Genomic DNA, 22,854 nt, shown 5'->3' with positions numbered 1-22,854 from the left:
TCACCGCGGACAGAGCGTCCAGCCCAGTGTTCTTCCGGTCGAGAGGATCGAAGACGTCCTCACACCGTCTGAAGGCATCTGGGTGGGTAGCGTCGCGTCGACCGCTACGGAAACAGGGCGAGAAATGTTTGAAAACCTAAGCGCCCCGGCCACCTGGCCATTGGCCGCAGGTACATGCTGCATTTGCTCTGATGGATTTTGTTGCTACCTAAAGACCCCTCGCCATGGCGGGGAATTGGCGTCGCCAGCTGTCTCAAAGTGACACGTTTTGTTCCTTGCCCCCGATCTCATGCTGGAGGAGACCCTTTAGATCTCAAAGTTTGGTGAGTTGATCAGAATGATGAACCGGAAGCTTGCGCACGGTCGGCACCTCGAGTGGGGGCTACGCGCGAATGAGCAATGCAACCCGCAGGGGGCCTTCGACGACGAGTCGGTCCAGCGCAAGCAGCGCTCGGAGTTGAGTGAGCCCATGGGGCCGCGGTTGCCTGCTTCCAACGAATCAATGGTTTCAGTTGTCGGCCATACCCTCGATGGCATTTGGCCGGACACCATGGCGGCAGTGGCCTGACACGGTGCGGCGAGGACGCGGATACAAAGTAATGCTTGCGCGGGGGTCACGGGATCCACCCACTATTGAGTTTGGCGCTCAGGGTCTGTGAACAGGCCCGCGTGGCAGTGACGGTACGTTCCGCCACAGGTTCTTACCGGCTGGGCAGGTCCGACTAGCCGCTCTCAGCGTCTAGGTCATTGGCGACCTCAATCGGCGCCCAAGCTGCTGCGCACAAACAGTTCCTTTTTTACAGATTAGGGTGAAAGCAATGAAGGCTCGAGAAGCTCACAAGAGACAGAGAAAGCATGCTGCGCTTTCCGACTGGCGAGAACTGCAAGACGGTGAACGAGTAAACATTTTGAGGAATGCAATGATCGTTGCCCAAGGTCGAGTGGAAGAAGTCTCGGAGAGCGGGGGAGTGCTGTGGATTGTGAATAACCAATCCCAAAACCAAGCATTTCTCAAGTCGGACGGGGTTTTTGTTCACAGGAATTGATGGCAATCGAAATGAAGCGCACCACCGCGCGACCACTGCCAGCAGCCAAGGTAGCCGCGCCAGCACGGCGTGGCCAGCGCCACCGCTGCGGCACTGCTTGGGCTGGAGTGCGTCGTCTACATGGGGGCGGAGGACTGCCGGCGGCAGGCGCTGAATGTGGCCCGGATGGAGCTCCTCGGTGCCACGGTCGTGCCGGTCACCAATGGATCCCAGACGCTGAAAGACGCCATCAACGAAGCTCTCCGGGACTGAGTGGCCCATGTCGGGAACACTCACTATCTCTTGGGTACAGCCGCCGGGGCGCACCCGTTCCCGGTGATGGTCCGCTACATTCACGAGGTCATCGGCGAGGAGGCCCGGGCCCAGATACTGGAGCAGACCGGCCGCCTGCCAGACGCCGCCTGCGCGTGTGTTGGTGGCGGGCCCAACGCCATCGGCCTTTTCCACGGTTTCCTGGATGATCTGTCCGTCAAGATCTACGGCTTCGAGGCCGGCGGCGACGGCGTGGAAACCGGCCGCCACGCCGCCGTCATCACGCTTGGTCGTCCCGGCGTGCTGCACGGCGCCCGCTCCTACCTCATGCAGGACGACGACGGGCAGACCATCGAATCACATTCCGTCTCGGCCGGCCTGGACTATCCGAGCGTCGGACCGAGCATTGTTATCTGGCTGACATCGGGCGTGTCGGCTACGAGCCGATTACGGACAGCGAAGCCCATGGAAGCCTTCCGCCTTCTGTGCCGCACCGAGGGCACTATTCCCGAAATCGAGTCTTCCCATGCCCTGGCCGGGGCCATCAAAGTCGGACAGCGGCTGGCTGCCGAGGTCGGCGCCGCCGGGGCAGCAGACAAGGTCGTGTTTGTGAGCCTGTCCGGCCGGGGCGACAAGGACGTGGCGACCGCCGCAGAATGGTTCGACCTTCAGGACAAGAACTCGCCGGAGGCAGCCATCGGCAAGGAAGGCGAACAGCTGTGAGCACCGCGCAGTCGACCAGCAAATCAGCGTGTGCCATCGACAAGGCCCGAGCGGAAGGCCGGGCTGCCCTGGGTTACCCCAGTGTGGAGGAGACCATTGCGGCAGGCATCGCCCTGGCACGCAACGGTGCCGACTTTATCGAAATCGGGATTCCCTACTCCGACCCAGTCATGGATGGGCAGGTCATCCAGGCGGCCACTGCCGAGGCCCTGGCCAAGGGGTTCTCCGTCCGCCAGGTCTTCGACGTGGTTGCGGGGATCACAGCGAAACGGACGCTGCTGTCCTGGTCATGACCTACTGGAACCTAGTGGTTTGCATGGGTGTGGACGAGTTCTCGCGGCGCCTGACGGAGGCTGGCGGAGCAGGACTTGTTACCCCTGATTTGATTCCAGACGAGGCAGCCGAGTGGATGGAGGCCTCCGAGGAGTACGGCCTCGATCGCGTCTTCCTGATGGCGCCCTCTTCGACCCCGGGGCGCATGCGACGCTCCGTGGAGGCGAGCTGTGGTTTCGTGTACGCCGCCTCCATCATGGGTGTCACCGGTTCCCGGGCATCGGTGAGCTCGCCCGCCACGAACGTCGTGGCCGCTGCCAGGGCTGCCGGCGCCGAACGGGTGTGTGTTGGCCTCGGTGTCTCCAACGCAGAGCAGGTTGCCGAAATCGCCGCCTACACTGATGACGTCATTGTCGGCTCGGAGCTTGTGTCGGCTCTGCACGAAGGCGGCGTTGATGCCATCGCTTCCCTCACCAGAGACCTCAGTGCAGTGCCGGCCAGGAAGTAGCCCGCATCAAGCAGACGTTCCTTATGGGTCCCGCAACCATCCCGAGCCCCGACTGGTCCGGGTTCCATATCCCGCTGCCGTGGGGTTCGCTCCGTATCACGCACGCCGAAGCCCTGTAATCGAGGGCAGCATCATTTAAACGACGGACCAGCCAACAGCCCGTCCGTGCAACCCCACGGGACGGTTCGGCAAGCTCGCTGAAAACTGCTCTGCCCGGATGGCCGGCAGGACAGGTATCGTCCGAGGGTGGCCTCGGCCGTGACTTTGGGGATCTGAGCCCAGGCACCCAGACCCTCGCCGCCCAGGAGGCCATTGGCGAGTTCTAGCTCAGGTCGGGGGCCGGGACTTCGAGTTCCAGGCTAGGGGCGTCCTCGTTTTAGGAAGCGCTGAGAAGACTACGGTTTGAGCGTACTCCAAGTCCAGGAGCTTTAATGGGCCGTTCAAACTCTGGGTCGCGCCAGGGTGTCCCAAACTGACACGGTCTCTTGGTAAACCCAAAGCTGATGCTTTAAGCATCTCCAGACATCCACTAATGCGCAAGTTATTTGGACACTAAGGCTTAATACCATCAAGCAATTCGACAAAGAAATGGTGCAGCATCTATGACGAGAATTTTAGGGACACGTTGGGACAACGTAGCTCGACGCGACGTAGTGGAAGTAAGTTTCGCGGGGAGGTTCGTGCAAGTGGGAACCGTTGATGAGTGTACTCCCGACGGTGATTTCGTGTGGCTTCTGGACAGCCTCGGAGAGCGGCGACTCTTTCATGAGCACGACGGTTACGACCTCGTGAAAGTGGATCGGTAAAGGTTTTCACTTGCAAACCGAATGCGACGTCCTGCAGGTCCTGGTTACATATTGGAGTCGCGGATCGCTCTGACAGCTGCCGAGAGCAGCATCGCGGTACGTTTCGTTTCTTGCCTGCCGCACCTGCGAGCCTCCTGGCTACACCTTGAGATGCAGTAAAGGGCCACTCTTTCGGGAGCGGCTAGAGTCCGTTCGAAGCCACGCCCGTCAATAGTCGAACCGTCCCGTTTATAGCGGTTGCGCTGCAGCATGGAGATCCAGCCTGAGAACAGCGTGCGAAAGCAGGACCGCCCGGTCGGTCAGCTTCTCCAACTCTTCATCGTCGCAGTCGGGTGATGCCCACCGGGTCGCACCTTCAAGCAACGTCACGACAACTTTGACTCGCTCTTCCGCCTCCGGATACCCCATATCCATGGCTGCGGCCACATACATGTTCTGGTGCATCCGCACCCAGTCATCGACCTGGGTGCGGAGTTCGTCCGGAAGTATGCGTGCCGCTCTGTCCGTGGCAACCAGCAGATCCCACAGATTGCTCTCCGGAAGTCGCACCTGACGAGTGAAATGGAGCCTGACCATGGCATCCCAGAAGTCCTCAGCGGATGCGGCTTGGCCAACCGCTTCTAACAGTGCGACGCCGAACCGGTGGAAGTGCCACTTGAGCGACTCTGCGACAATCTCATCCCGGCCATTCGGAAAGTGTGAGTAAAGGCTTGGGGGCTTGATGTTGACGGCATTCGCGATGGTCCGCATCGAGACTGAGTTGAACCCGTTCGCTATGGCTAGCTCAAGGAAAGCCTCGAGGATGCGCCGACGCGAAGCCGACTGCCCGGCCCAGCCCCACTCCTCCAAGCGATCTGCGAAAGCGTCGCGTGCAGCCACATACGATGTACCACTCATAGCTCGACCCTAACAAGCAAACAACGGGTCAAAAAAACTCTTGGCTAACGATCATTCGTTAGGTACTCTTGGAGTGGCACGAAGAAACAACCGCCTTGGGCGTTGTATAGATGCGGTTCTGAGCAGGAAGAGCGGAACATGGTCACCGAAAACACAAGCCGGGGGGCAAGCCAGCAAAGCAACAACTTTGGAAGCGGCCTTTCGGGCATGATTGCCGCGCACATCAGCGCCAGAGCCTTGGAAGATAACGCGTCCCAAGACGAAGCTTGGCAGGCCCAGCAGGCCTTCCGCCCTCGGATCCCGGGGTGGCTCGCACGGCGACGCGCATCACACGGCCGCGGTACTGCCGCTGCCTCCTAGACCCTCTCACTTTCTCCAGAAAGACCGTTAATCCATGGCCTCCGCTGAACTGCTATCCCCTTGGCCGCAGAAGTCATTGCGCGAAACAGATCGAATTCGTGAACTCTTCCTCATGCAACCTCATGCGGATCTCCATGGAATCCGGCCGATCGTGGCGCGCTCGTGGTACCGCAGCAGGGCCGCCGGGGTCGATGCCATAGTCGATCGAGGCTTTTTTGGCGAAGGCCGGGTCGACGAATATACAATCCATGCGGCCGGCCCGCATCTGCAGAAGCTGGACGAAGTGGCCGCCGACCTGGGCGGATATGTCAATCTGACGGCACCGAACGGCGTACTCGTCAAGGCCAATTTCCTTCGCGACGACGGCTTCCCGGCCGGATATTCGCTACTGGAAGAAAGCTGCGGCAGCAACGGTGAGGGCTTAGCGCTGGAGGAAGGCCGCGGCGTCTGGCTGGCCCCGGAGGAACATTTCCGCGAAGATATGCGGGGGAACTGGTGCTTTGCTTCCCTGGTTCGGGACCCGTTCCACAACCGTGTGCGGGCAGTCATTGGTCTGACGCTCCCAGCCAACCGCGTATCCACCTTGGAACCCTCCTCGACGCTGCTGATGCTTGAGGGCGTGGCCTCGCGGATCGAACGCGATATCGAGGTGCGGACCTCTTCCAAGGAGCGGGCGCTTCTGAATGAGTACTTGAGAATCTCGCGCCGAAGGGGCAACCACGCGGTGATAGCAGTTGATGGGAAGAACTCCCTCCTGAACACCTCTGCAACGGCTTCTTTGGAAGACAGCGACTTCTCGATCATATCCGGCTACGCCACGGCGGTGATGTCTTCCGGCCGCAGCATGAACTGCGAGGTCATGCTGCGGGGGCCTGGACTGTCCACTCTGGAAGTTTCCCCTGTAACCCTGTCGCCTGCGAGTGTCGGGGCGATTGTTGTGGTCCGGCCCCATGCTCCGACCAAGGATCGGGCTGTCGCTGCTGCAGCCATACCTCTGCAGTTGGAGTCTTCCCCGCAAGGAACAGTTGAGCGGCTGATGAAGCACTTGGATGGCACCAGCACCGAATTCAAGCGCACCCTGAACCTGGCCCGCAAGGCGGTGGACGAGGGCAGGTCCGTGGTAATGATCGGTGAACTTGGCAGCGGGAAACGCCGCTTGGCGAGCGCCATCGCATCGTTGCGCGGTGGCCAAATGACAGTTGATGCACGCAGTGGCACCCTCAGGAACCACCAATTCAGGGACGTGCTCCACCGGGTGGCTACGGAACTGCCTGCGACGCTGATTGTTGAGCACGCCGATGAGCTTTCCCAGAACGAAGCCAGCGAGATCGCCCGCAACCTGCGGGGCAATTCGGCCACCAAACTGATCTTCACCATTGCTCGGCCCACAGAAGCCACCCTGCTGCTTTCCGAGTCTTTTGACGTCCTTGAGATCCCAGTGGCCCCGCTGCGGAACAGACGGGAAGACATCCCGCAACTCGCCACTGCCATTGCGGAGGAACTGGGGGAGCGCAGGCTTTCCCGCAGGCTCGTCTCGACGCTCACACACGCCGACTGGCCGCGAAACATAGACCAGCTCCGGTCCGTCGTCTCCAACGCCGTGGAGCGGGCAGAAGGTGCCGAAGTGACGGGGGACGACCTGTCACAGGGCTTCCACCGGGTCTTGACCAAGGGCCGGCTTTCGCGGTTGGAAGACGCCGAGCTCAGCGAGTTGCGCACCGCGCTTCAGGAGGCGAAAGGCAACCGCAGCCTCGCAGCGGAAACTCTGCAGATCGGCCGCTCCACCCTGTATAGGCGCATGGACTACTTCCGCAGTCGGGGCATCGACCTCTGATTCCACCGGGCAGCACGCAGGAGCCGGCCATCAAAGGATGACCGGCTCCTGCGTGCTGCCCGGCAACCCTGTCCCGTGGGACAGGTGTCCCACTCTTGTGTCTCGATCTGGCACGGATAGAGGCTTCGATATCGCGTTGTACTTGAAATCACCCGACACCGGCACCCCGTCCCATGGAGTGTTCGGCAGCGAACGACGGTACGACACGAACAGGACGACAGACTATGACCCTCGATGCCCAGGGAACCATTCTTGTGGCTCCCCACCATTTCCCGAATCTGGACCGCGAACACGCACTCGCGGAAGAGTTCGGTTACACACTCAACCCTGCGGCAGACACCGATGCCTTCCGCGACGGGCTTCCTGAGGCCGACATTGTGATGATCACGCCCTACGCCAAACTCACTGCCGACGATTTTCCGATCATGTCCAAATGCCGTGCGGTCATCAGGTACGGAATCGGTTACGACAACATCGACGTTGCCGCAGCCACGGAAGCCGGCATCCCGGTATCAATTGTTCCAGGAACAGCATCCGAGGAAGTCGCCTCTCACGCATTTGCCATGGGCCTGGCTCTGGCCCGTCGCCTGCCGGCCGGTAATGCCTCGATCCGCGACCTGGGCTGGGCCGGAACCATCGGCTACGATACACCGGTACTCTCCGAGCTTGAGGTCGGCGTGCTCGGAATGGGACGCATCGGCCAGCATGTGGCCCGAATGTACTCGGCTGTCGGAGCCCGCGTCCGGGCTTATGACCCCTTTGTCACAGACAGCTTTGTGGAATTGGCTGCCCTGGAAGACATCCTGGAGAACTCCGACGTCGTCTCGCTGCACCTGCCACTGACCGCAGACACGGGAAACCTCCTTTCCGGGGATGTCCTGGCACGGATGCGCAAGGGCGCGGTGGTCGTCAACGTGTCCCGGGGCGGCCTCATCGATGAAGCAGCTCTTGCCGAAGCACTGACCTCCGGACACATCGCCGGCGCCGGCATCGACACCTTCGCCGAGGAGCCGCTGCGTGATGGACACCCGCTCCGCTCAGCGCCCAACACCATCCTGACTCCCCACATCGCCTGGCGCTCCAACCGCTCAACGGGCGCACTGCAGGACGGAGCCGTGGAACGGGTCCGCCTGGCACTGACCGGGCAACCGCTCATCGACCTCGTGAACTGAAAAGACTGGAGACTCGAAATTGGGAACAACAAACTTGGACAACGTCGCGGAGCTCAATCCCACGGAAGATCCGCACGTGCGTCGTGGGCCGCGCGGTTTTCCGCTGCTGCCGGGCGGCTACGGCCGATCAACCTATTACACCGGAGCCCCGAGCCCATATGCCATCAAAGGCGAAGGCTACCGTGTATGGGATGACCGCGGCCGCGAACTGATCGACGCGAACAACAACTTCACGTCCTTGATCCACGGCAACGCCCACCCGGAAATCACGGAGGCCGCAACCAAAGCCCTCACCGCTGGAGCCAGCTGGGGCATCCCAAACCTCTACGAATGGGAACTTGCCGACCTCCTGCTATCCCGCCTGCCCGACCTCGACCAGGTTCGCTTCGCGAATTCCGGCACAGAAGCCGTCATGTCCGCAATCCGCGTCGCCCGGGCGAGTACCGGCCGTGAACGCGTCGTCGTCACCAAGGGCGGTTACCACGGAACGTCCGAGGTAGCCCTGGTGCCCGGCGGACCCTCCTACCAGCGTGGGGTGACCCGCGGCGTGATCGACGACGTCACCGCAGTGCCGCTCAACGACGTCGAATTCCTGCGCCAGACGATTGAGGCCGCCCCTGATCAGTACGCGGCAATCATCCTCGACCTGCTGCCCAACCGCGCCGGCCTGCTCACGATCTCTAAAGAGTTCGTCCAGACGGCCAGGGAGCTTGCGACCCAGTACGGCATCGTCCTGATCATCGATGAGGTCATCAGCCTGCGGCTCGGATTCAACGGTTTCAGCGGCGAATACGGCGTCTCCCCCGACTTGCTGACAACCGGCAAGCTCATCGGCGGCGGCTTCCCCGTTGGAGCCCTCTGCGGCAAGGCCGAACTCATGGCCGAGGTGGACCCGACCCGGCCGGGCAGCCTGCCGCATGGCGGCACATTCTCCGGCAACCCGGTCAGCATGGCCGCAGGGGCCGTGGCCTTGCGTCTCTACACTCAAGAGGAAGTTAAGCGGCTGAACCATCTGGGCGATTCCGCACGGGACACAGTGAACTCCCGGGTCGCTGAGGCAGGCTGGGAAATCCGCGGCCGTGGCTCACTGCTCCGCGCGGTCCCGGCTGGCGCAGAGAAAGTGGACGAACAGACCCAGCACCAGCTGTGGTGGGCCACCTACGAACGGGGGCTGCTCGGTTCCCCAGCCAACCTGCTGTCCCTGTCCACACCCATGGACGAGAAGGTGGTAAGCGACATCGCTGACCGTCTGGCAGATGCCGTGCTGGCAATTGCCGCAAAGACTCCCGCAACGGAAGGCGGCAAATAACCATGAAGATCGTTTCCTACGAGCACGAATCCGGCGTTCGTGGCGGTGTCCTGATCGAAGATACCGTCTACGACCTGGAGCTGCTCTTGCAGGGTTCCAAGCAAGCCGTTCATGGAGCCACCACCGTCGTCCGTGAGTTCCTCGAGCTGTATGGTGACCGGCTTGAGGCCATTTCTGCCGAGGTCAACACGTTGGCAAGTCAGGACCCCGTGGCCCGCGTTGGTGCACGGGCCGAGATCCGCCTCACCACACCCGTGACTGATCCCTCCAAGGTCCTTTGCGTTGGACTGAACTACAAAGATCACGTAGCAGAAACCGGACGAGCCTTCCCCGAGTACCCGGACGTTTTCGCCAAGTTCGCCTCCACCATGGTTGGTCCTGAAGACGAGATCGGTGGTGCACAAGTCAGCGAGAACCTTGACTTCGAGGGTGAACTGGCAGTGGTCATCGGACGACGTGCCAGCGAAGTATCAGAAGAGGACGCGCTGGCGTACGTCGGCGGCCTCGCTCCGCTGAACGACATCACGGCACGCGACCTCCAATACCGCGGCACCCAATGGCTTGCTGGCAAGGCCGTCGACGGCTCAACCCCCTGGGGCCCTGCACTGGTGACCCTGGATGAAGTGGGCGATCCGCAAAACCTGGAACTGGCAACCCGCGTGAACGGCAATGAGGTCCAGCGCTCCAACACGCGATACCAGATCTTCCCCATCGCCCGCATCGTCTCCTACGTCTCGAGCTTCCTCACCCTGGAACCGGGTGACGTCATCGCCACAGGTACCCCGCAAGGTATCGGTGCCAAGCGGAACCCGCCTGTCTGGCTTGAGCCCGGAGACACCGTGGAGATCGAGATCGAAAAGGTCGGACTGCTTCGCAACACCGTCGGCAAGCCCCAACTCTAATTCCCTGCAAGCTCTACGAAAGTAATGAAGACCCATGAGTGAAGTACAAACACAACCAGGCGAGGCCAGGTACCGTATCGCCGTCGACACCGGCGGTACGTTCACCGACGTCGTGGTCGATTCCAACAGCGGCGACATGGCGGTCGGTAAGGCACTGACCACCTACGACCGCGTGTTCACCGGCTTCGAAGCTTCTGTCCGCCGTGCGGCGGAGTCGGTCGGCTGGAGCGGCGACGAGGTGCTCCGCAACGCCGACGTCATCGTCTACGGCACCACCCACGCCACCAACGCAGTGCTGACCGGCAAGGTTGCCAAGACCGCACTGCTGACCACGGACGGGTTCGCGGATACTCTGCTGCTCCGCGAAGGCGGCCGCCGGGATGCTTTCGACTCCAAGGCCGCCTACCCGCCGCCCTACGTTCCCCGCCAGCTGACCTTCGAGATCACCGAACGCATCTCCGCCGAAGGCGATGTCCTGGTGCCGCTGGACGAAGGGCAGGTCCGGGAAGTACTGGGTTCCTTCAAGGAACAGGGGATTGAAGCTGTTGCCGTATCCTTCCTCTGGTCGATCATCAACGACACCCACGAGAAGCGGGTTGCCGAGCTGATAAAGGAAATCCTCCCTGATGTTCCCTTCACGCTCTCCAACGAGGCCAACCCCACCATCCGCGAATACCGCCGTTCCTCTGCAGCCTCGATCGACGCCTCCCTGAAGCCCTTGATGGCCGACCACCTGGGCAAGCTACGCTCGGACCTCCAGAAGTACGGCTTCGCCGGTGACCTTCTGGTGGTGACCTCGGAAGGTGCTGTTCTCGACGTCGCCGATGTCCTGGACCGTCCCGTTCTGCTGCTGAACTCCGGCCCGTCCATGGCGCCGCTGGTCGGCGCGGCAGCGGCTCCGGACCGCGACACTGTGGTTGTTTGCGACATGGGTGGCACGACCTTCGACGTGTCCTTGGTTGAAAAAGGCGTGGTCCGCCACACGAGGGAGGCCTGGCTGGGTGAGCCCTTCGTAGGACACCTCACCGGTCTGTCCTCCGTTGCCGTCTCCAGCATCGGTGCCGGTGGCGGCAGCATCGCGTGGATCGACGGCGGCGGCTTGCTCCGCGTGGGTCCGCAGAGCGCGCGCAGCACCCCCGGCCCGGCAGCCTACGGCCGCGGCGGCGAAGAGCCAACGGTTACGGATGCATGTGTGGCACTCGGTTACCTCGATACCGAGGGCTTCGAAGGCGGGTTCACCTTGGACCGCGAGGCCGCCGTGCGGGCCATCGATACCCGCATCGCCGGACCGTTGAAGATGGACACCCTGCAGGCCGCACAGGCCATTCTGGACGTCTCTGCCAACCACATGGCCACGGCTATCCGGCAGGCTGCCTTGGAACAGGGTGTAGACCCCCGGGGTGCGCTCATCGTTGCCGGCGGTGGCGCCGGGGCCATGGTTGCCGCCGCGATTGGTGTCCTCCTCGAAGCTGAGACTATCCTCATTCCGGCCACCGCAGGTGTGCTGGCGGCCTACGGCGCCCACCGTGCACCCATCGCCACGGAGTTCCTCTCGCCGCTGCACAACGACACCCGCAGTTTCGACGCCGGTTCGGCCTCCCGCGCTGTGGAGGACCTGACGGCCAAGGCCGAGTTCTTCGTGAAGCGCTTCGATGGGGTGGGCGAGGCAGCCAACGTCACCTACTTCGTCGACGCCCGCTACCCGGGCCAGGCCTGGGATCTGCGTGTGTACCTGGATGCCGCCCCCGACACCTCCGGCGATGCCGCTGGAATCATTGAGCGGGCCTTCCACGAAGAACACGACCGCCGCAACGGCACACACGATCCGGACAGCCGCGTCGAGATCATCACCTGGGGCGTCCGTGTGGAGATCCCGCGGCCCGAGCACACGAAGGACGAGGCCGGCACCACCGGCACCAGCGAGGTCCACCGTACCGATGACATCGTCTTTGGGGGCGAGGCCTTCAGCACCCAGCGGTACCGCGGCGTCACCTTGGCACCGAGGGACAAGATCGTGGGGCCTGCAGTCATTGACCAGCCCACCACCACAATCGTCGTTCCGCCGGAGTGGAACGCCACGCTCGACGAACGATCCAACATCTACCTCACCCGTAAGGAGGCATAACCGTGACGCGCGAATTTGATCCTGTAAAGCTTTCGGTACTTGCCAATGCATTCGACGGCATCGTCCGCGAGATGACCAGCGGCCTGCTCCGCTCGGCACGTTCGTCCGTCATTAACACGGCCCGCGACTTCTCCTGCGCCGTGCTGACCGCAGACAACCAGCTCCTCGCAGCAGCGGAAGGCGTCCCCGTGCACGTCTTCGGCGCCGGCCCTCTCGGCGAGGACATGGTGGAACTCCATGATGACATACGTGAGGGTGACGCGTTCCTCCACAACGACCCCTACATGGGCAACTCCCACGCCGCCGACCACGTCATCCTGGTGCCCATCTTCATCCAGGGACGCCACCTCTTCACCGCCGTGACCAAGGCCCACCAGGCCGACTGCGGTAACTCGCTGCCCACCACGTTCTTCGCCACCGCCCGTGACGTCTACGAGGAAGGCGCCCTGATCTTCCCCTGCGTGAGGATCCAGCGCGATTACACGGACATCGACGACATCATCCGCATGTGCCGCTCCCGCATCCGCGTTCCTGACCAGTGGTACGGCGACTACCTCGCATCGGTGGGCGCATCGCGCATCGCCGAGCGCCGCATCCACGAGCTCGCCGAAAAATTCGGCGTCGATGACCTGGTGGACTTCGTTGACGCCTGGTTCGACTACTCGGAACGCCTCACCGCCAGTGCCATCGAAACGCTGCCCGAGTACGTCCTCCACGGCACCTCGGTCCACGATCCCTTCCCCGGCACCGGCCCGGACGGTGTGCACCTGCAGGCCACCATCGAGGTCAAGCCCAAGCAGGGCAAGATCACCATTGACCTTCGAGACAACCCGGACAACCTCCCCAACGGCCTGAACCTCACCAGGGCAACGGCAACGGGTGCAGCACTGGCAGGTATCCTCTCCGGTATCCCGGAGAACCTGCCGAGCAACGCCGGAACCTTCCGCAGGGTGGAGGTGCTGCTCCGTGACGGCTGCGCAGTCGGTGTCCCGAAGCACCCCTACTCCTGCTCGTCGGGAACCACCAACCTCGCCGACCGCGTGGTCAACATCGTCCAGGCCGCGTTCTCCCAAATCGACGACGGCTACGGCACCGCTGAGGGGGCAGCCGGGCAGGCACCCGCCAAGTCGGTCATTTCGGGCATCGACGAACGCAACGGCAATGCCTACGTCAACCAGATTCTGGTGGGCGGCGTCGGTGGCCCCGCCACCCCCTACGTCGACGGTTGGCCGACGTACCAGCGGCCAGTCTGCGGTGCTCTTCTCTACCACGACAGCGTGGAGGTGGATGAGCAGCGTTATCCGATCCTGGTCCACGAACGCACTTTGGTAGCCGACTCCGGCGGAGCAGGTCGGCAGCGCGGCGGACTCGCAACCCGCGTCACCATGGAACCCCGGGGGGAAAGCGTCACCCTCACATACGGCATCGAGGGTAAGCTCAACCCGCCGAAGGGCGTCCGCGGCGGACACGACGGGACCGTGCCGTCGACCTGGGTGGAAGATCTCAAGACCGGTGAACGCCGTGAAATTCCCGTGGTGGGCCGCTACGACTTGCAGTCCGGCGAGAAGGTAGTGTCCATCACCCCGGGTGGTGGCGGATACGGCGACCCGCTGGAACGTGACGTACTGGCGGTCCTCGATGACTACCGCGAGTCGCGGGTTTCCCTTGAAGCGGCGGTTGCCGAATATGGCGTCGTCATCACCGACGACGCCGTCGACGAAGCGGCCACGGCAAAGACCCGCCTAGAGCGTCTGCCCAGCTAGAAGTATCAGCCATAGCAACTGATTCCGGGGCGGGGTATGTTCCTCGCCCCGGGAGGTTTCACCAACTAATGACGGAGATTCACATGGAACCCATTCGAGTCGGCATCATCGGCGTCGGAAACGTTCTCAACCAATACCTGGACAAGATCGACGTCCACCCGGATGTCGAGGTTGTGGCACTGGCAGACGTTAACGCGGAGGCCGTGAAAGCCCGGGCAGCAGCTTATTCGGTTCCCAAGGCCCTCTCGCCGGACGAACTGCTGGCCGACGACGAGGTAGAGCTGGTCCTCAACCTCACCCCGCCGAAGCTCCACGCGCCGGTGACCCTCCAAGCCATCGCCGCAGGTAAGCACGTCCTTTCGGAAAAGCCGTTTGCCACCTCCCTGGAGGAAGCACGCCAGATCCTGGACGCAGCCCGCGAAGCCGGGGTGAAAGTGGGCTCCGCGCCCACCACCTTCCTCGGTTCCGGCATGCAGACCAGCCGCAAGCTCATCGATGACGGTTGGATCGGTGAACCCGTGGCCGCCTTCGCGTCCTTCGCGTGCCGCGGCTATGAGCACTGGCACCCGAACGTCGACCCCTTCTACAGCCCGGGAGCCGGCCCCATGCTGGACATCGGGCCGTACTTGATCACCAATCTTGTAAACTTCTTCGGCCCGGTCAAGCGGGTTTCTGCAACAACACCGCGTTCGTCGGAGACCCGGCCCCGTCCCGGCAAAGAGGGCGAAGTCATTCAGATCAAGACCCCGACGCACGTCACAGGCGCCATTGATTTCGAGTCCGGTGCGGCCGCAACCGTGATCGTCAGCTGGGACATTTGGAACCACAACCTGCCGCATTTGGAGATCTACGGAACGGGTGGCTCGCTGGCGGCGCCAAACCCGGACCACTTCTCCGGGGCACCTGTTCTGCGCCGTGGCGAGCCCGGCGACCTGGCGTTGGACATGACTCCTCCAGGCGGTGGCGACTGGCGGGAAACGTCAATCACTCACCGTGACGATGCCTACCGGGGCATCGGCCTGGCCGAGTTCGGCTATGCCATCCGCAAGGGCGTGGAGCCGCGCACCGGTGGCGACTTCGCCTACCACGTGCTGGAAGTCCTTCTGGCCTTTGAAGCATCCTCGGAGCAGGGCCGTCACATCGAGATTGAAAGCACCTGCGAGCGGCCACGGCCGCTGCCTTCGGTGGGGCCACAGGAGCCCTACCGTTTCGACTAGAGGGACGGACGTAAACAACTGCAGCAGCCGACGGCGGTACTGACGTGCCGTCGTCGGCTGCTGTTTTGTGTCCCGTGGGCAAGCTGCGTATCAAACTGGGACACAACATTGCCTCCCCAGGATGAAAACCTGATGTTCTGGCGAATCGGTTTGCAAATGCCGACGCACCTACGAATTTAGGAGATCGCATGACCAGCACAGCCGCTGCTGATATCGGCACCGAGGTCGACATCAAGAACGTCCGCCGCCGCACTGTCGCACAAGCAATCGTTGAATACCTTCAGGTCCAGTACAGCGAACTGGACGGTGAAAGGAGGCGCCTGATTGCCGGAATGTACGGCATCTTCGGACACGGCAACTCCGTCGGCCTGGCGCAGGGAATCGACGAATATGGCGTGGACTTCCCCCACTACCAGGGCAAGAACGAGCAATCGATGGTGCACGCGGCCATTGGCTTCGCGAAGGCCTCAAACCGCGCCGCAACCCTCGCCTGCACCGCCTCCGCCGGCCCGGGAGCGACGAACATGATCTCAGGTGCCGCCACGGCAACTACCAACCGCCTTCCGGTGCTTCTGTTCCCCGCGGATATCATCAACAACCGTTTCGGTGATCCCGTGCTGCAGCAGATCGAGCACCCGGTAGAACGGGATGTATCCGCCAACGACTGTTTCCGCCCGGTCAGCCGCTACTTCGACCGGATCACCCACCCGGCCCAGCTGCTGTCCACACTCCCTGAAGCGATGCGGGTCCTCACCGATCCCGTCGAAACCGGCGCCGTAGTAGTTTGCCTGCCCCAGGACATCCAGGGCGCGGAATTCGACTTCCCGGAATCCTTCTTCACACCGCGTGTGTGGCACATCCGTCGTCGTCCGGCTGTGGAGGACGAGTATCGCGATGCTGCCGAAATCATTGCGAACGCCGAGCGCCCCCTTCTGATCGCAGGTGGTGGCGTCCGTTACTCGAAGGCACAGGAGGAGCTGGCACGCTTCAGCGCCGAGTTCGGCATTCCGGTGGCCGAGACGTACTCCGGCAAGGGAAGCGGCCCCATCAGTGAACTCAATCTGGGCGCCCTCGGCGTGACCGGCACGGTGGGGGCAAACGAAATCGCCGACGGCGCGGATGTTGTCATCACTGTAGGCTCACGCCTCCAGGACTTCATCACTGCATCACACTCACTGTTCCAGAACCCCAATGTGAAGTTCGTGAACCTCAACGTTGGCTCATTCGACGCCCACAAGATGGGCTCATTCCCCGTCATTGGCGATGCCAAACTGTCCCTTGCTGCGTTGCGGGAACGCCTCGCAGCTGTTGACTACGGCACGTCCCAGGACTTCCGCAGCGACATCGCGGACGCCCGGAAGGCCACCTTCGAGGTACGCCGGCACGACCTTCAGGCATTCCCCGGTGAGAACATGAGCCAGGCCCAGGTGATCGACGTGCTCAACCGGACGGCCACCAGCCAGGACGCCCTGGTCCTGGGCTCTGGCGGTGCGGTTGAAGGAATCCACAAGGCCTGGGATCCGTCCAACGGCACCGAGATCCACTTCGAGTACGCCAACTCCTGCATGGGCCATGAAATCCCGGCCGGACTGGGTTACCGGATCGCCCGCGGGGACGCACCGGGCGAGGTGTACGTGCTGATCGGTGATGGCACCTACTTCATGCAGCCCACTGAACTGGTCACTGCAGTACAGGAACACAAGAAGATCATCACTATCGTGGTCGACAACCGCGGGCACCAGTGCATCTGGCCGCTCCAGGTGGCGAAGGGCGGGGGCCGCGAGTTTGGTACCCAGTACCGGGAACGCAGCAAGGAGTCCGGTCGCCTCGACGGAGCAATTCTGGACTTCGACATTGCGGCCAATGCTGCCAGCATGGGCTGTGCAGCCTGGTCCACGACCACCATCGAGGAATTCGAGGCGGCGCTCACCGAGGCCAAAGAAGTGGACGGGCCTGCAGTCATTGTGGCCCGTGTCGAGCGTGCGCGCTACCTGTCCGGCAACGGTGCTTTCTGGGATGTCGGAGTTCCCATGACCTCGGAGCGCCCGGGCAGCCAGGAAGGGACTGCGAAGCACCTGGAAGGCCGTGCCCGCCAGCGCTTCTACGCAGCCACCGTCGCACCTAACGCGCGCTAAACGCACCGGGCGGGACCGCTCTGGAGCGGTCCCGCCCGACGTTCTACGGGGCAACCCCGTTCTTTCAATTTTCTGACAAAGGAGCATCCACCATGAGTGCATTCGCTGTTGTAGATCCCGCCACAGGAACCACCCACGCGCAATACCCTGCGGCTACCGACGCAGAGGTGGAGGCAGGCCTCAGCGCAGCGCAAAAAACCTATCAGGAGTGGTCACGCACCACCTCCGTGGCCGAGCGGGCAGCCTTGGCCAGGCGACTGGCCGACCTGTTTGTGGAACGCAAGGACAAGCTCGCGGCCATCATCAACCGGGAGATGGGCAAGCCCCTTCCACAGGCAGTGGGGGAAGCAGAGTTTTCCGGCGCCATCGCGGCAGCATTTGCCGAGCACGCGGATCAATGGCTCGCCGATGAAGAACTTGAGGTAGCCGACGGCTTGCGGACCTTCTTCCGGTACCAAGGCCTGGGCGTGGTCCTCGGCATCATGCCGTGGAACTACCCCTACTACCAGGTGGCACGCTTCGCGATTCCCAACATCATCCTGGGCAACACCGTGATCGTCCGCCATGCGAGCCAGTGCCCCGAGTCGGCCCTGGCCCTTGAGGAACTCTTCCGCGACGCCGGTTTCCCGGAGGGTGCCTACGTCAATCTTTTTGCCACGCATCAGCAGATCTCGGACATCATCGCCGACGACCGCCTCCAGGGGGTATCACTCACAGGTTCGGAGCAGGTAGGTGCGATCGTGGCTGAGCAGGCCGGGCGTGCCCTGAAGAAGTGCGTGCTGGAGCTCGGCGGCGCTGACGTGTTCATTGTGCTGGACACCGATGACGTTGACCAGGCCGTTAAAAAGGCCGTCATGGGCCGTATGGGCAACACCGGCCAGTCCTGCAATGGCTCCAAGAGGATCGTGGTGCTGGACAAGTACTTCGATGAATTCTCAGAGAAGTTCAAAGCAGCCATTGCCGGGCAATCCTACGAAAACGGCGATTTCGGCCCGCTCTCTTCAGATTCGGCTACTAAGTTCCTCACAGAGCAGGTGCAGGGAGCCGTCGACCAGGGCGCCGAAATCCTGGTGGGCAACAACCAGCCCCAGGGCAACGTCTTCACCCCAACGGTGATCACCAACATCACGCCGTCCATGGACGTCTACAGCCAAGAGCTCTTCGGCCCGGTGGCCCAGCTCTACAAGGTCGGCAGCGACGAGGAAGCGATCAAGCTCGCCAACTCCTCGCCGTACGGCCTCGGTTCCGTGGTGATCTGCGACGATCTTGAGCGCGCTGAGCGCGTCGGCAACCAGCTCGACGTCGGAATGGTCTTCATCGGCGCATACGACCTCAGCGGAGCCGATGTTCCCTTTGGTGGCGTCAAGAAGTCCGGCTACGGCCGCGAACTGGGCAAGGTGGGCATGCTGGAGTTCGCGAACAAGAAGTTGTTCCGCTTCGCCAAGTAGCAACCTTTTATGCAAGCACTAAAACGCTAGAGGAGGCCGGATCATCCAGATCCGGCCTCCTCTTGTTGCGAGTGGAGTGCGGTGTGGGCTTAGGCCTGGTAGGTCGTGTTCCCGGAAACTTCCGGGATCTCAACCCAGTCGCCGGAACCGGCGCTGCGCAGCGATGCATCCACGAGTTCGGAGGCTGACCAGCCGTCCGCGGCGGACGGACCAAGCTGCTTTCCTTCCGCAACTGAACGCAGGAACAGCGCGGCCTCGATGGTCTTGAGGTCGTTGAATCCAATCCCGGGCCCGGGACCGGGCTGGAAGCGGCCAAATTCGCCGAAGGACGGCGGTGTCATGATGGTGCGGTAGCCGCTGCGGTCTGTGGCGAGTTCAAGCTGATTCATGCGCTCAAAGTTCCAACGCAGGGAGCCTTCAGTGCCGTAGACCTCGATGATGTATTCGGCATGGGGTCCGATGGCCACGCGCGTGGACTCGAACATGCCGATCGCGCCGCCTTCGAAGCGGGCCAGCATGGCGGTGTAATCCTCGTTTTCCACCTCCCGGGTGACGTCCGAGGCCTGGCCCATGTCGAAGGAATTCGAGGAGTTGCCGGCAGGCAGCGGCCGGTCCTTGATGAAGGTCTCCGTCACGGCATTCAGCGAGGTGATGCGGCCCACCAGGAACTGTGCGAGGTCGAAGCCGTGGCTTAGGACGTCGCCCAGGACTCCGGAGCCTGCGCGGGCCTGCTCATAGCGCCACGTAAACACCTGGCTTGGATCCGAGGCGTATCCGGTGAGGAGGCGGATCTGCACGTTGGTGATTCGGCCCAGGGCTCCGGACCGGATGAGCCGCCTGGCTTCCGCCACAGCGGGTGCGTGCCGGTAGTTGAATCCCACAGATGTGATGAGTCCTGCGGCCTCTGCGCCCTGGGCTATTTCGCGGGACTCCTGCGCGCTGCGGCCCATGGGCTTCTCAATCCAGAAGTGCTTGCCGGCTTCGATGGTGGCAAGTGCTATTTCGTGATGAAGGAAGTTGGGGGAGCAAATGGACACAACGTCCACGTCCGGGTTCTCCAGCACCTTGCGGTAATCCGTGGCCGTTTCCTTATAACCGAGTGCGTCCTCGGCATGGTGGCGACCGGCGTCGTCCGGGTCCGCGGCGATCACCAACTCAGGATGCCGAGGCAGTTCCGGAAAGAACTGCTTGGTGGCCAGGTACGCGCGCGAATGCAACCTGCCCATCCATCCGACCGAAATCAAGCCAACCCCAATGCGGTTCTGCTGTTCCAAAAGGACTCCTTAGTCTGTGCCGCTCTCAGCGGTGCTGTGCCACGGAATGAAGGCGGCATCTGCTGACCAGCCTAAGAACGCAGGCAGTGTGCGATGTGTCTCAATGTGAGACAGCTGGCGGCGGGGATGCACTGCTTTAGTGGAACATGCCAGCCACCTGTGCCTACAGAAGGAGTTCCGTCGATGATGATGGACCGAAATCAACAGCTTCGAACGGAACCCCTGCGCGTGCTCATCACGGGTGCGGCATCCGGCGTCGGGGAAGCGACCGCAAAGCTTTTCGCCAAACGAGGCGCCCGGGTGGCACTGCTGGGCCGGCGGTCGGCCGGTCTGCAGCGCGTCGCAGACGAGATCGGCGCCGGCGCGCACACAGTGGTTGCCGACGTCTCCGATGCCGCCGCAGTCAAGAACGCCGTCCGAGGTGCGATCCATACGCTGGGGGGCCTGGACGTAGCGGTCAACGCTGCTGGTGTGGCCGGGCATGTGGCCTTGGAAGACCTCAACGAGGACCGCTGGCACGACGTGCTGGAGACAAACCTGTCCGGGACTTTCTACGTTTCCCGTGAGGCCGGGCTCCATATGCGGCGGTCCGGGGGAGGCTCGATCGTGAACGTCGCTTCCGACCTCGCCGCCATGGGTGCACCCGGGCTTGTCCATTACTGCGCGGCCAAAGCCGGCGTTGTAGGACTCACCAAGGCTTTGGCCTTGGAACTGGCACCCCTTGTCCGAGTGAACGCAGTCTGCCCCGGGCCGATTGATACGCCCATGGTGCGGGCAGGCCTGGCGGCGGCGCCGGATCCAACGGAAGCCCGGAGATTGAAGGAAAGCACCGTGCCCCTGAACCGGCTCGCGGATCCGGACGAGGTGGCAGCGGCTATCTATTTCCTGGCTGTCGAAGGGACTTTTGCTACCGGAACCAGCATGGCGTTCGACGGCGGCACAACCGCTGCGTAGGAACGCCCCAATTTACCCGCCAAGACCGAACAAGCCCAAGGAGTTTAAAGGACATGGAAGAGTCGAACTACAAGGACCTCCGAAGTGCGCGATGGTTCGCACCGCACGACCTCACCGGATTCGTTCACCGCACAGCGATCCAGGCCGAGGGCTTCTCGCGCTTTGCTCTCAAGGACAAGCCGGTGATTGGAATCGCAAACTCCTGGTCGGAGCTGGTCAACTGCAACATCCATTTCAAGCTGTTGGCGGACGCCGTGAAGCGCGGCGTTCTCATGGCCGGCGGTCTTCCGCTGGAATTCCCCACCATCTCCCTGGGTGAAAGTCTGATGAAGCCGTCGGCCATGCAGTTCCGCAACCTGATGGCCATGGACGTTGAAGAGTCCATCCGCGCCTACCCGCTGGACGCCATCGTGCTGCTCGGCGGCTGTGACAAAACAGTCCCAGCCCAGCTCATGGGGGCCGCCAGTGCAGATGTACCAACCATCATGCTGACAGGCGGCCCCCAAGAGCCCGCACACTTCCGGGGGAAGCAGCTCGGGGTCGGCACAGACACCTGGAAGTACGCAGATGAGCTCCGCGCAGGGAAGATCACCGAGGCGGACTTCGACGAGCTTGAATCGGCTGCGAAACCTTCTGCAGGACACTGCAGCGAGATGGGCACGGCCTCCACCATGACGTCCCTCGTCGAAGCACTCGGCATGTGTCTGCCGGGCACTGCGTCGATCCCTGCGGTAGATGCGCGTCGCGCTCAAGCGGCGGAAGCCACCGGCCGCCGGGCAGTGGAGATGGCACTGTCGCAGGGGCCAAAGCCCAGCGAAATACTGACAAAAGAGGCCTTCGATAATGCAATCACCCTCCTGATGGCTGTGGGTGGTTCCACCAACGCCGTGGTGCACCTTCTGGCACTGGCCCGGCGGGTTGGTTATGAACTGCCGTTGGACCGCTTCCACGAGATCTCCCAACGGACCCCCCGCATTGTCAACGTCCGTCCCTCCGGCGAGTACTTGGTGCAGCAACTGTTCCAGGTCGGCGGCATCTCCGCCGTACTAAAGGAACTGGCGCCGCTGCTGAACAGGGACGCCATCACGGTCACTGGGGAGTCCCTTGAGAATGGCTACCGTTCGGCCCCCGAACCTGACGGCGTCGTGGTCAGTACTCTCGAGGCCCCTTTCGATGCTTCCGGAGGCATTGCCGTCGTCCGTGGCTCCCTCGCACCCAACGGAGCGGTCATCAAACGGAGTGCTGCGTCCAAGGATCTGCTGCAGCACAAAGGCTCAGCAGTGGTCTTCGAGGACATTTACGACCTGGGACGCAGGATTGACGACCCCGATCTGGACATCACCGAAGACTCTGTGCTGGTTCTGCGCAACAGTGGACCGGTTGGAGCTCCCGGCATGCCCGAATGGGGCATGCTCCCCATTCCCGAGAAGCTCCTGCGTCAGGGGATCCGTGACATCGTCCGGATTTCGGATGCCCGCATGAGCGGCACCGCCTTTGGCACCACAGTGCTGCACGTTTCTCCAGAGGCTGCCGTGGGTGGGCCGCTGGCGATTGTCCGGGACGGAGATCCCATTGTGCTGGACGTCGAGAACCAGCGCCTGGATTTGGACATCCCAGCCGAGGAGATCGAGAGCAGACTGGCGGAACTGAAGCTCCCGGAACCGAAATACCGGCGCGGCTACGGACGGCTTTTCATCGATCACGTAAACCAGGCCGATGAAGGCTGCGACTTCGACTTCCTCAAGGGCCTGCCGGACGAGGAGCCACAACGCTTGCCGTACGGTCTGATGAGCGGTTGGCAGGGCGGCTGGTAAACGACAGCAAACTCCAAACACAAGAACAAGCGGAGGCTGCTC

General features: G+C 62.5%; 13 protein-coding genes and 2 pseudogenes. 13 read left to right on the top strand and 2 right to left on the bottom strand.

Annotated elements, in window-relative coordinates; genetic code table 11:
- Positions 1 to 1,115: 1,115 nt before the first annotated feature.
- Positions 1,116 to 2,021: pseudogene (locus AB4089_RS15330) on the top strand (pyridoxal-phosphate dependent enzyme).
- Positions 2,018 to 2,802, top strand: a pseudogene (trpA, locus tag AB4089_RS15325) (tryptophan synthase subunit alpha). The pseudogenes AB4089_RS15330 and trpA overlap by 4 nt, the downstream one beginning before the upstream one ends.
- 1,034 nt (positions 2,803 to 3,836) lie before the next feature.
- Here trpA and AB4089_RS15320 read toward each other — a convergent pair.
- Positions 3,837 to 4,505: a TetR/AcrR family transcriptional regulator gene (locus tag AB4089_RS15320; RefSeq protein ID WP_441410136.1), complete on the bottom strand. Its 669-nt coding sequence runs from the start codon at positions 4,503 to 4,505 to the stop codon at positions 3,837 to 3,839.
- Positions 4,506 to 4,899: 394 nt separating this feature from the next.
- On the opposite strand from AB4089_RS15320, the gene AB4089_RS15315 reads away from it, so the two are divergent.
- From AB4089_RS15315 to AB4089_RS15275, 9 genes are all read left to right on the top strand, one after another.
- Positions 4,900 to 6,699 (top strand): sigma-54-dependent Fis family transcriptional regulator, encoded by a 1,800-nt coding sequence (locus tag AB4089_RS15315; protein WP_441410135.1) that lies wholly within the window; start codon positions 4,900 to 4,902, stop codon positions 6,697 to 6,699.
- Between the two features lie 224 nt (positions 6,700 to 6,923).
- Entirely contained in the window at positions 6,924 to 7,871 is a 948-nt protein-coding gene (locus tag AB4089_RS15310; protein WP_441410134.1) for a C-terminal binding protein, read from the top strand.
- Between the two features lie 19 nt (positions 7,872 to 7,890).
- Entirely contained in the window at positions 7,891 to 9,180 is a 1,290-nt protein-coding gene (locus AB4089_RS15305) for an aspartate aminotransferase family protein (protein WP_441410133.1), read from the top strand.
- A 2-nt stretch (positions 9,181 to 9,182) separates the two neighbouring features.
- Positions 9,183 to 10,082 carry a fumarylacetoacetate hydrolase family protein gene (locus AB4089_RS15300; RefSeq protein ID WP_441410132.1) on the top strand — a complete coding sequence of 300 codons (900 nt, stop codon included), beginning with the start codon at positions 9,183 to 9,185 and terminating at the stop codon, positions 10,080 to 10,082.
- A gap of 34 nt (positions 10,083 to 10,116) precedes the next feature.
- On the top strand, positions 10,117 to 12,207 hold the full coding sequence (locus tag AB4089_RS15295) for a hydantoinase/oxoprolinase family protein (protein WP_441410131.1): 2,091 nt from the start codon (positions 10,117 to 10,119) through the stop codon (positions 12,205 to 12,207).
- A gap of 2 nt (positions 12,208 to 12,209) precedes the next feature.
- Entirely contained in the window at positions 12,210 to 13,970 is a 1,761-nt protein-coding gene (locus AB4089_RS15290) for a hydantoinase B/oxoprolinase family protein (RefSeq protein WP_441410130.1), read from the top strand.
- Positions 13,971 to 14,053: 83 nt separating this feature from the next.
- Positions 14,054 to 15,187, top strand: a complete 1,134-nt coding sequence (locus tag AB4089_RS15285; RefSeq protein WP_441410129.1) for a Gfo/Idh/MocA family protein — start codon at positions 14,054 to 14,056, stop codon at positions 15,185 to 15,187.
- Positions 15,188 to 15,375: 188 nt separating this feature from the next.
- Complete coding sequence (iolD, locus tag AB4089_RS15280) at positions 15,376 to 17,322, top strand: 3D-(3,5/4)-trihydroxycyclohexane-1,2-dione acylhydrolase (decyclizing) (protein ID WP_441410128.1); 1,947 nt, start codon at positions 15,376 to 15,378, stop codon at positions 17,320 to 17,322.
- 92 nt (positions 17,323 to 17,414) lie between these two features.
- Positions 17,415 to 18,770, top strand: coding sequence for an aldehyde dehydrogenase family protein (locus AB4089_RS15275; RefSeq protein ID WP_441410127.1), 1,356 nt, complete (start codon positions 17,415 to 17,417; stop codon positions 18,768 to 18,770).
- A gap of 89 nt (positions 18,771 to 18,859) precedes the next feature.
- Here the strand turns inward: AB4089_RS15275 and AB4089_RS15270 are convergent, their stop codons facing one another.
- Entirely contained in the window at positions 18,860 to 20,044 is a 1,185-nt protein-coding gene (locus AB4089_RS15270; RefSeq protein ID WP_441410126.1) for a Gfo/Idh/MocA family protein, read from the bottom strand.
- 183 nt (positions 20,045 to 20,227) lie between these two features.
- Here AB4089_RS15270 and AB4089_RS15265 point away from each other — a divergent pair, with 183 nt between their 5' ends.
- Positions 20,228 to 20,998, top strand: a complete 771-nt coding sequence (locus tag AB4089_RS15265; protein WP_441410125.1) for an SDR family NAD(P)-dependent oxidoreductase — start codon at positions 20,228 to 20,230, stop codon at positions 20,996 to 20,998.
- 53 nt (positions 20,999 to 21,051) lie between these two features.
- Positions 21,052 to 22,812, top strand: a complete 1,761-nt coding sequence (locus AB4089_RS15260; protein ID WP_441410124.1) for an IlvD/Edd family dehydratase — start codon at positions 21,052 to 21,054, stop codon at positions 22,810 to 22,812.
- The last annotated feature ends 42 nt before the right edge of the window (positions 22,813 to 22,854 follow it).

The sequence above is a fragment of the Arthrobacter sp. 2MCAF15 genome (assembly GCF_052115605.1).
In the GTDB taxonomy this organism is placed as follows: domain Bacteria; phylum Actinomycetota; class Actinomycetes; order Actinomycetales; family Micrococcaceae; genus Arthrobacter.
Note: the sequence above shows the minus strand (reverse complement) of the source record. Positions and strands in the feature narration are given on the sequence as shown.